This window comes from Pseudomonas sp. DG56-2 (assembly GCF_004803755.1).
Taxonomy (GTDB): domain Bacteria; phylum Pseudomonadota; class Gammaproteobacteria; order Pseudomonadales; family Pseudomonadaceae; genus Aquipseudomonas; species Aquipseudomonas auratipiscis.
The window spans coordinates 2,005,649-2,015,548 of record NZ_CP032311.1 but is presented as its reverse complement, the minus strand read 5'-3'; the positions used below and the strand labels follow the sequence as shown (position 1 = coordinate 2,015,548).

The window sequence follows — 9,900 nt, the reverse complement described above, 5'->3', positions numbered from 1 at the left end:
CCATCCAGGGGAACAACGAGCCTCTAGGCCCGGTAGTCAAAGAAAAACGGATGAACGCGAATGAAAATTAACGACAATAGGTATATCGTTCAGCAAAACCGAAACATTTGCTTTCAACTGGATCTGCGGGTTTTACGATTCTCGTTCGTCTTTACTAATGCAGTCCCCAGGCTGAGCATCGGCTCGACCTCAATTTCTCTGAAAAGACACCTGCAATGTCCCAAAAACAGAAAAAATCCAAGTCCAGACTGTGGTTTCTGGTGCACAGCTGGCTCGCCTTGCCGATCTGGTTTTTCGTCCTGATCGTATGCGTTACCGGCACCTTGGCAGTGGTCAGCCAGGAAATCGTCTGGCTGGCCAACCCGGATGTGCGCGCCAGCAAGCCGAGTGACGATGCCCAGCCGTTGAGCTTCCAGCAGGTGCTCGACGCGCTGCACAGGGCCGAGCCGGACATGGCGGTGCGCTTTCTCAGCCAACCGGACGGCTCGCACTTCGCCCTCAACGCCTCGGTCACCTACCCTGATGGCAGCGCCCCGACGCTGTACGTGAACCCCTACACCGGGGCCGTGCAGGGCAAGGTGCCAGACTTCAACTTCGAAGCCTTTACCCGCGCCCTGCATGGGTGGTGGTTGGTGCCCTTTACCAACGGCTACAGCTGGGGCTGGTACTTGGTGTCCTTGCTTGGCCTGCCGATGCTGGCCTCCTTGGTGACCGGACTGGTTGTGTATAAACGCTTCTGGAAAGGCTTCTTCAAGCCCACATTGCGCTTCAACCACGGCGCGCGCATTTTCTGGGGCGACTTCCATCGCTTGAGCGGCATCTGGTCGATCTGGTTCATTGCAGTGATCTCGATCACCGGCACCTGGTTTTTGATCCAGGCAATTCTGGCCGACAACCACGTAACCCTCTCTACCGAGCCTGTGGTACCGGTCATTGCCCGTGAGGATGTGCCACGCACCGAAACCGGCGAACCGGCACCACGCATCAGCCTTGATGACGCCACGCGAATCGCCAAGGAACAAATCGCCGGCCTCGATGTGAGCTTCGTCACCCTGCCCGGCAACGCCTATTCCCACGTATACCTGGGCGGTCGCGGCTGGTATCCGCTGATGTTCCAGACTGTCAACGTCAACCCCTACAACAGCAAGATCGAGGCGCAGTTCCTGCTCAGCGATCGCTCGGCCGTAGAATTTGTCACCGAGTCGATGCGACCGTTGCACACCGGGGACTTCGGCGGCCTGGCTATCAAGCTGATCTGGGCGTTCTTTGGCCTGCTGCTGTCGATGATGGTGCTCAGCGGCCTGCTGATCTGGACCAAACGTACCGCTCAAGCCACTGCCGCAGCCCTCAAACGTAGCGAGCGCGCGCCACGCAAGGGCAGCAAAGCCAGCACCGACACCGCTACGGAGGCCAGCCTATGAGCAAGGCAGCAGTTGCGCCACAAAGCCCATTGAGCCGTTTTTGGCACAAATGGCGTTTTCATTTGAACATTTTGCTGTTGCTGATTCCCCTGGGATTCATGCCCAAGTACTTTGCCGACGCTGCCCTGTTCCGTGGCGACAGTGGCCTGGGTGAGCGAGACCTGGGTGAAATTCAGGTCGGCCCCTGGAGTATCCGCTTGGCCGAACTGCGCGATGAAGCGCCGCTGGCCGACGGCCCGGCAGGCTATTTCAAAACCTTCAACGCCAGCGTGTGCAAGACCTGCATCGACAAGGTCAAGGCTGCCTACCTGCGTATCGGCAAGCCGCGCAGCTTGCGCGCCGCGGGCACCATCTTCTTCGGCCCGCCCTATCGCATGGGCAACAGTCTGCCGATCGCGCCCAAGACCCGTCCGGACGCCGAAATCTGGATCACCCTCGAAGGCTGGGACGGCAGCATGCACCAGGCATCCATCCCGCTGGCCAAGGCATCACCGGCTACCGTTGCCTGGCTGACCAAACAAGGAGGCAAATGATGAAGTCCACCGCGTGCAGGCTGCTCCTGCCCTTGCTGTTGCTGGGCGTTGCCAGCCCCGCCCTGGCCCACAACCCGATGTGTGAGTGCAAGCCGATCGACGGGGAGCAGATCGAATGCACCGGCGGCTTTTCCGATGGCAGCGGCGCCCCGGGGGTAACCCTCGATGTGATTGGCTACAACGAAGAAATCCTGGTGCCTGGCAAGCTTGGGGAAAACTCCAAGCTGACCTTCAAGCGCCCTGAAGGCGAGTTCTACGTGCTGTTCGACGCCGGCCCCGGTCACGTGGTGGAAATCGACTACGCAGATATCGAGCAATGAGCCGGGTCCAGGTAGTACGCCCGGCCGGCGCCGGGCACGAAACCTTGTATGTGCTGCTGGTAAGTCTGTTCATCCTGGCGGTGGCCGCAGGTATTGTCGCGCTGCGCGGCGAGCATCATGACGAAGTCAGCATCGAAGCTCATCAACTCGATGCCCGGCGCGATTTGAACGCTGCTGAGCAAGGTGTGTACGCCGACCTGCGGGTCGCTTTCGATGAAATCCAGCTACGCCACGAAGAAGAGCAGCATCTGCTTGCGGTAGAGGTGCTGGCCGACGAAGGCTTCCCGCCGTTTACCCAGGATGCCAGCAGCGCCAGCCGTGGTGAGCATCAATGGCAACGACTCGGCGAACAGGCCTACCTGGGCTTGAGCCAGTCGCCGACAGTAGCCGGCAGCTTCCTGCTGCTGATACCTGCCACCCATGACGGCGTTGCCGATGTCTGGCTTCAGCGCAAGGCTGATGCCAGCGTCCCTCCTGATCTGAGCGCTGCGGCCCTGATTGCCGCTGGCTGGCAGCAGATCGCCGCCCAATACGACGCCGGCGTCACGCGCCAGCATCGCCACTGACACAAGGACGCCCCATGCTTCGCTCCGCCCTCGCTCGTCGTCTTTTCACGGTGTTCATCGCCTTGGCCCTGCCTACCCTGGCGCAGGCCGAGGTCAACGGCAAGCCGCTGCGTATCGGCATCACCCTGCACCCCTATTACAGTTACGTTGCCAACATCGTCGGTGACAAGGCCGAAGTGGTGCCACTGATTCCTGCGGGCTTCAATCCTCATGCTTACGAGCCACGCGCCGAAGACATCAAGCGCATCGGCAGCCTCGATGTGGTCGTCCTCAATGGCATCGGCCACGATGATTTTGCCGATCGCATGATTGCCGCCAGCGAAAAGCCGCAGATTACCGTGATCGAATCCAACACCAACGTGCCGCTGCTCGCTGCCACCGGTGTTGCCGCGCGCGGTGCGGGCAAAGTAGTCAATCCGCATACCTTCCTGTCTATCAGTGCCAGCATCGCCCAGGTCAACAACATCGCCCGTGAACTGGGCAAGCTCGACCCGGACAACGCCAAGTACTACAGCCAGAACGCCCGTGCCTATGCCAAGCGTCTGCGCAAGCTGCGTGCCGATGCTCTGGCGCAAGTCACTGAAGCGCCGGGAGCCGAGTTCCGCGTCGCCACTATCCATGCGGCCTATGACTACCTGGTACGTGAGTTCGGCCTGGAAGTCACCGCGGTGGTCGAGCCAGCACACGGTATCGAGCCGAGCCCGAGCCAACTGAAGAAGACCATTGACCAACTCAGGGCTCTCGACGTTAAGGTCATTTTCTCGGAGATGGACTTCCCCTCCGCCTACGTCGAGACCATCCAACGTGAGTCCGGGGTGAAGATCTACCCGCTGACGCACATCTCCTATGGCGACTACAGCAAGGAGAAGTACGAGGTCGAGATGAAGCGCAACCTCGATACCGTGGTGCGGGCGATCAAGGAGTCCAAGGCATGACTGTTGCCGAAACCGTCACCCGCCAACCCTGCGGGCCGGATATCGAGTTTGCCGGCATTGACCTGACCTTGGGCCGCACTCGGATTCTCGATCAGGTCAGCTTCAAGGTCGCTGCCGGTAGCGTGCATGCACTGGTGGGCCCTAATGGCGGCGGCAAGAGCTCGCTGGTCAAGACGTTGCTCGGACAGATGCCGCACCAGGGCCAACTGACGTTGACCTGGCCTGGCGATAGCCACGTGATTGGCTATGTTCCCCAGGCCCTGGAATTCGACCGCGGCTTGCCGATGACTGTCGACGACTTCATGGCCGCCATGTGCCAGCGACGCCCGGCCTTTCTTGGTTTGTCGCGCAGGGTAGGTCCGGCGATTGATGCGGCGCTTGAACGCGTTGGCATGCTGGACAAACGCAAGCGGCGCATGGGTGCCCTTTCGGGCGGCGAACGCCAGCGCATCTTGCTGGCCCAGGGCCTGATACCGGCTCCGCAACTGCTGGTACTGGATGAGCCCATGTCAGCGCTGGACGAAGCGGGTATCCAGGTGTTCGAGCGTTTGCTGCTGGACTGGCGCGCCGCTGGCACTACCGTGCTGTGGATCGAGCATGACCTGCAAGCGGTGGCACGCCTGGCCGACAAGGTCACTGGTCTGAGCCGCCGCGTGTTGTTCGATGAACCGCCCAAGCAGGCGCTGACGCCGGATCGCCTGCTCAGTCTGTTCTCCATCCACCCGCGCAGCGAGAGCACCGTCTGATGAACTACGAAGAATTTCGCCTGCTGATCCAGGGCTGGGCCAGCTCCGGCTATCTGCCTGAAGCCCTGGCCTACGGCTTTGTGGTCAACGCCCTGCTCGCCGGCCTGATGATCGGTCCGGTATTGGGCGGGCTCGGCACCCTGGTGGTAGTCAAGCGTTTCGCTTTCTTCTCTGAAGCTGTCGGCCACGCCGCACTCACCGGGGTGGCTATCGGCATTCTGCTCGGCGAGCCCTACACCGGCCCCTATGGCAGCTTGTTCGGCTACTGCCTGCTGTTCGGCATCCTGCTGAACTTTCTGCGCAACCGTACCGGGCTTTCACCCGACACCTTGATTGGCGTATTTCTTTCTGTCTCCCTCGCGTTGGGCGCCAGCCTGCTGCTGATGCTGGCCGGCAAGATCAACGTGCACATCCTTGAAAACGTCCTGTTCGGTTCGGTACTCACCGTCAACGGCCAAGACCTGCTGGTGCTGGGTATCGTCGGCACCCTGGTACTGGCGCTGGCCCTGCCGCTGTACAATCGCATCATGCTGGCCAGCTTCAACCCGCAGTTGGCAGCAGTACGCGGCGTAGCGGTGAAGAGCCTGGATTACCTGTTCGTGATTCTGGTTACCCTGGTCACCGTGGCAGCGGTGAAAGTCATCGGCGCAATCCTGGTCGGTGCCCTGCTGGTGATTCCGGCTGCGGCGGCACGCCTGATCAGCCAATCGCTGAAGGGGTTCTTCTGGGCCTCGGTCGTGATCGCGACCTTGAGCACCCTGGTCGGGATCCTGCTGCCGATTGTCTTTGATCTGCCGGTGCCCTCGGGCGCGGCAATCATTCTCGTCGCGGGCTGCTGCTTCGCCCTCGCCGCCCTCGCCCGCGGCCTTGTTCCACGCCTGCAAGGAAACCCGGCATGACCTTCGACCTCAAGCATCTGTGCCTGGCCCTGGCCCTGGCTGGCCTGCCCGCACTCAGCCAGGCCGAGAACGCCGCGGCTGTCGCGCAGCCACAGGCCGCCGTCAGCGTCCTTGCCTCGCTGCCTGTCACCCATACTTTGGCCAGCGCCTTGCTCGACGGCACCACGGTCAAGCTGGAGCGCGCTGCGCCTGCGAACATTCCGGCATCGCGCCAACCGTCCTACTTCAGCGGCCGCGGCGGCGCCAGCCTGCAGAAAGCGGCCGGCCAAGCCGATGCCGTTGTCGCCTTGCGCTCGATCTGGAGTGACGACCCGCTCTACCCAATCGCCCGGCGCAGTAACATCCGCATTATTGAAATAGATGCTGCACGCCCAGTTGACGGTGCCCTGCCGGGCATCGCGGTACAAGGCAACGATGCCTTCAGCGCCTACCCATGGCTGAACCCGACCAACCTGGGCCGCATGGCCGATGTGCTGGCCCATGACCTTGGCCGCCTGAGCCCGAAAGATCAAACCAAAATCCAGGCCAACCTGGCGAGCGTCAAACGCCAGTTGCTGGAACTTAGCGCCGGCAGCGAATCGCGCCTGGCCGATGCCGACAACCTCAGCGTGATCAACCTCTCGGAGCGCCTGGACTACCTGATCAGCGGCCTGAATCTGGACCTGATCGACCACCCACACGTGGCGGATGACCAATGGAGTGCGGCGGCGCTCAAGCAACTGGGCGATGAACTCAAGGAACAGGAGGTGGCCCTGGTACTGCACCACAAACAACCGAGCAAGGAAGTGGCCGACGTGATCAGCGCCTCCGGCGCCAAGTTGCTCGTGATCGATACCGACCCGCAAGACACCCTGGCCGGGCTCAAGGCAAGTGTCGAGCAAGTCGTGAATGCATTGGCGGCAGGCAACAGCTAACTGTCGCCGGGCAAGCCCGCTGCTGCTACCGGAGTGAATCGTTATCAGCGTTTCATGCAGCGCTGATAACGTTCATCGACCCGATTGGCGAACCAGGCAGTGGTCAATTTACGGGTAATTTTCGGACTCTTCAGCTCGATTCCCGGTAGTTGCGCACGTGGCAGCTGTTTGCCTGACTTGCCTTCTGCCAGCGCATACACACCGCTGTACAAGCGGGTTTCCTCGAAGTCCAGGCTGTCACCCTTTTCCAGCTGCGCACGAATACTCGGATTACGCAGGCCTAACTGCTCACCCACCCGGCGCGCGGCTTTCTCGGTAGAGCCCGGCAGAATCGCCCCGGGCGCGATCAGATCACCGTCCAGGGCCAGTTTCACCCCACTGGCGCGGCTCAGGGCACTCTGGAACGCCGCATTGCGGCTCGCATACCAGCCGGCATTGAAGTCGGCAAAACGGTAGAGCTGACGTTCGTAATGGCTGGGATAGCCCAACAGGTGGGCGATACCGAAGTACATACCGCCACGCCGGCTGAACACTTCCTGACGAATCGTTGCGTTGTGACTGTAGGGATAGTCACGAGCGTTACGCTCGGCAAAGGCAATGCTGACCTGCATCGGCCCACCCGTGCGCACCGGGTTCAAATCGCCCAGCAGGGTTCGGCCCAGGGGCACACTGCCAATAAGGTCGTCAAAAATCGCGCTCAGCTGCTTTTCACTGCGTACGGCATTGAGTCGCTCATTGTAGGTCTTGCCGTTGGGTGAACGCGTTTGCAGTGCAGCATTGACCAACATGTGCGGGATATGCAGGCTGGCGGCGCGGCGGTCTATTTCCTGGCGAGCAATACGGCCCAGACCCGGTACCTGCGGGTCGGCCTGAAAGGTCGACTCCTGCTCGGTCACTGCCAGTACAGCGCAAAGATTAGAGCGACTGGCGCTGATTTTCTGCGTGGTGAAGGCGGTCTGGATATCCCTGGCCCAACCTTCACGGTCTTTGGTAGCGGCAGGCAGCAAACGCAGGATCTGCGCCCGCACCTTGGCCGGATCCGACTCGGATTCTTCGCGCTGGGTAACGCAGCCCTGCACCGTCAACAACACGGCAACAGCAAAAACCAGACCTCTAACGTGCATGCACTGCCCTCGCCTCTTGCGGCAACAGCAGCACAGTAACGAGGGCGGCGCCTGACTGCAATGCGGGTTCAGGGCTGTTCGCCGACCATGTAGGTTTTACTGATATGTCGGAACTGTGGATGCGCAGAGCTTTCCATCAACTCGAACACGACCATCTCACGCGTGACGATCTGCGCCCCGGCATCGCGCATGCGGGCGATACCGGCAGCCTTGCTGGCACTGCTACGGCTGTCGCAGGCATCTTCGACCACGAACACTTGCTTGCCCAGGGCTCTCAGCCCGAGCACGGTTTGCAGCACGCAGATATGGGTTTCCATGCCGCAGACAATGACCTGTTCGCGCGCCAGCAACGATGCCGGCAAGCATTCAGCCGCCACACAGGAGAAATGCAGTTTCTCGACCACCTGGGCATCGGGCGATGCCTCTTTGAGCGCCGCGACAGTTGCGCCAAGACCCTTGGGGTACTGCTCGGAAATCACCGTAGGCAACCCAAGCTCGGCTGTCGAAGCCATCAGCCAGCGCGTGCGGGCCAGGGTACCGGCCGGATCGCTGACCGCACCTATGAGTTTTTCCTGCACATCAATCACCAGCAAGCTGGCCTGATTCGCCTTGATCAACATTCCTTGCACCTGCGTCATGGTTGAGCGACAAGGCTCGCCCAGACGCAGGCATTACGTCAATGCAGCGCTCGCTAATGCAGGACTAGGCCGATAACCGATGCGGCGCCAGCGCGGCACTGAGCACGCCCAGCACCCGCTCTTCATGTTCATGAATGAAGAAATGGCCACCTGGGAACGTTTCCATGAAGAAGTCCCCCTGTGTTTCTCGACGCCAGGCCAGCAGTTGCTCCTCACTGGCGCGATCATCTTCCCCGCCCAGCACATACAGCGGGCAATGCAGCGGTGGGCGCTGTCGGTAGGCATAGCGCCCGCACAGGAGAAAATCGCCACGCAACACCGGCAAGGTCAGGCTCATCAATTCCTGATTGGCCAGCACCTCCTCGGGCGTGCCCTTTAACTTGCGCAGTTCGGCGATCAACTCATCATCGGTTTTCGCTTCGCGCCAATTGCCACCGTCGTAGTCTTCACGGCGAGTCGGCGCCGCCGTGCCGCAGGCAAACAACGCCACCGGCGCTCGGCAGCTCAAAGCCTGCAGCTCATGCGCCAGCTCAAATGCCAGCAAGGCGCCAAGGCTGTGGCCTAGCAACGCATAGGGCTGACTGGCAGCCAGACGCTGTTCATCGGCCAACTGGCGAGCCAACGCCTGCATGTCGGTCTGCACCGGCTCGCCCATGCGCGCACCGCGCCCCGGCAGCTCCACCGGACGCAGGTTCAGCCAGGCTGGCAGCTTGCGCCGCCAGCGGCTGTAGACCATGGCACTGGCACCCGAATACGGCAGGCACAGCAAGTTCAGTGAAGACACTCGCTACCCCTTACTGCGCCGCAGCCGCTTCGGCCATTTTCTGGCGCAGGCTCAAAGGACGCATATCGGTCCAGACCTCATCGATGTAGGCCAGGCATTCTTTCTTCAAACCGCTCTTGCCGACAGTGCGCCAGCCGGTCGGTACCGCTTTGTAATCAGGCCAGATCGAGTACTGCTCCTCGTGGTTGACCACTACTTGGAATACGATGTCTTCGCGGTCGAATACAGATGTCATTGCCTGTCTCCTGAATTGAATGGGCCCGCCACGCAGCTGGCGTACGGTGGCTATCAAGAGAACGAATGAAGCAGGCAGGAAATTAGTAGCGCCTTGGCAACCACCTGCTGCGCGCGCGGGGGTAACATGGTGCGCGAGTGCAGGACTGGATAAATACGCTGTAAAGCGCCATCCTCCCGCCCTTTTTCAAGCTCACCTCGCCAAGGAATCGTTCAATGCAAATCAATCCCCTTACCGCCAGCGAGGTCGAGTTCATCGACGACACCCTGCTCAAGTACGGCGACGATCACTCAGTGCTCAACATGTCCGAGCTCGACGGGTTCTGCACCGCACTGGTTTCCAGCCCTGCGCAAGTCGATATCGGCGATTGGTTCCCGGCCATCTGGGGTGGCCAGCCCCCTCAGTGGGAAACACCTGAAGAGTGCCGACAGTTCATCGACCTGTGCGTGCGTCACCTCAATACCCTGGCCAACCGCTTAAGCACTGATCCGCAAGCATTCAAGGCACGCTTCGACCAGACCGAACACAGCGGCCAACCTTTGACCCTGGCGGAAGAGTGGTGCTTTGGCTACGTGCGCTGCGTAGCCGTCAGCAACTGGCCGCAATTGCCGGAAGGCCTGGCAACCCAATTGCAGAAAATCAGCGACTGCGCCGAGCAGGACAACTATGAATTGCCGGTCGATCTGGATGTTGTTCTGCACCGTCAGCGCGTAGCGGCAATCGAACCGGCAGCGCGGACCTTGCATGACTACTGGGTAAGTCAACGCTGATTGCGATTGAATCGC

General features: G+C 60.9%; 13 protein-coding genes. 9 read left to right on the top strand and 4 right to left on the bottom strand.

The window, feature by feature from the left end; genetic code table 11:
* Positions 1-215: 215 nt before the first annotated feature.
* From D3Z90_RS09345 to D3Z90_RS09310, 8 genes are read left to right on the top strand one after another with little or no spacing between them, the layout of a single operon-like run.
* Positions 216-1,421 carry a PepSY domain-containing protein gene (locus D3Z90_RS09345; protein ID WP_136475471.1) on the top strand — a complete coding sequence of 402 codons (1,206 nt, stop codon included), beginning with the start codon at positions 216-218 and terminating at the stop codon, positions 1,419-1,421.
* Positions 1,418-1,954, top strand: a complete 537-nt coding sequence (locus D3Z90_RS09340) for a thiamine pyrophosphate-binding protein (protein WP_136475470.1) — start codon at positions 1,418-1,420, stop codon at positions 1,952-1,954. The genes D3Z90_RS09345 and D3Z90_RS09340 overlap by 4 nt, the downstream gene beginning before the upstream one ends.
* A complete protein-coding gene (locus D3Z90_RS09335; RefSeq protein WP_136475469.1) occupies positions 1,951-2,274 on the top strand; it encodes a hypothetical protein in 324 nt (107 codons plus the stop codon). Before D3Z90_RS09340 ends, D3Z90_RS09335 begins: the two co-directional genes overlap by 4 nt.
* On the top strand, positions 2,271-2,840 hold the full coding sequence (locus D3Z90_RS09330; protein ID WP_136475468.1) for a DUF6162 family protein: 570 nt from the start codon (positions 2,271-2,273) through the stop codon (positions 2,838-2,840). Before D3Z90_RS09335 ends, D3Z90_RS09330 begins: the two co-directional genes overlap by 4 nt.
* A gap of 14 nt (positions 2,841-2,854) precedes the next feature.
* Entirely contained in the window at positions 2,855-3,775 is a 921-nt protein-coding gene (locus D3Z90_RS09325) for a metal ABC transporter substrate-binding protein (protein WP_136475467.1), read from the top strand.
* Complete coding sequence (locus tag D3Z90_RS09320) at positions 3,772-4,521, top strand: metal ABC transporter ATP-binding protein (protein WP_136475466.1); 750 nt, start codon at positions 3,772-3,774, stop codon at positions 4,519-4,521. Before D3Z90_RS09325 ends, D3Z90_RS09320 begins: the two co-directional genes overlap by 4 nt.
* Positions 4,521-5,420, top strand: a complete 900-nt coding sequence (locus tag D3Z90_RS09315; RefSeq protein ID WP_136475465.1) for a metal ABC transporter permease — start codon at positions 4,521-4,523, stop codon at positions 5,418-5,420. The genes D3Z90_RS09320 and D3Z90_RS09315 overlap by 1 nt, the downstream gene beginning before the upstream one ends.
* Positions 5,417-6,334: a metal ABC transporter solute-binding protein, Zn/Mn family gene (locus D3Z90_RS09310; protein ID WP_136475464.1), complete on the top strand. Its 918-nt coding sequence runs from the start codon at positions 5,417-5,419 to the stop codon at positions 6,332-6,334. The genes D3Z90_RS09315 and D3Z90_RS09310 overlap by 4 nt, the downstream gene beginning before the upstream one ends.
* Positions 6,335-6,378: 44 nt before the next feature.
* Here D3Z90_RS09310 and D3Z90_RS09305 read toward each other — a convergent pair whose 3' ends face one another.
* From D3Z90_RS09305 to D3Z90_RS09290, 4 genes are all read right to left on the bottom strand, one after another.
* Positions 6,379-7,458 carry a DUF1615 domain-containing protein gene (locus D3Z90_RS09305; protein ID WP_136475463.1) on the bottom strand — a complete coding sequence of 360 codons (1,080 nt, stop codon included), beginning with the start codon at positions 7,456-7,458 and terminating at the stop codon, positions 6,379-6,381.
* Positions 7,459-7,526: 68 nt separating this feature from the next.
* Entirely contained in the window at positions 7,527-8,078 is a 552-nt protein-coding gene (locus D3Z90_RS09300; protein ID WP_136475462.1) for a hydrolase, read from the bottom strand.
* A gap of 82 nt (positions 8,079-8,160) precedes the next feature.
* Complete coding sequence (locus D3Z90_RS09295) at positions 8,161-8,880, bottom strand: thioesterase II family protein (RefSeq protein WP_136475461.1); 720 nt, start codon at positions 8,878-8,880, stop codon at positions 8,161-8,163.
* Positions 8,881-8,890: 10 nt separating this feature from the next.
* Positions 8,891-9,115 carry an MbtH family protein gene (locus D3Z90_RS09290; protein ID WP_136475460.1) on the bottom strand — a complete coding sequence of 75 codons (225 nt, stop codon included), beginning with the start codon at positions 9,113-9,115 and terminating at the stop codon, positions 8,891-8,893.
* A gap of 215 nt (positions 9,116-9,330) precedes the next feature.
* Here D3Z90_RS09290 and D3Z90_RS09285 point away from each other — a divergent pair, with 215 nt between their 5' ends.
* On the top strand, positions 9,331-9,885 hold the full coding sequence (locus tag D3Z90_RS09285; RefSeq protein ID WP_136475459.1) for a UPF0149 family protein: 555 nt from the start codon (positions 9,331-9,333) through the stop codon (positions 9,883-9,885).
* Positions 9,886-9,900: the final 15 nt, after the last annotated feature.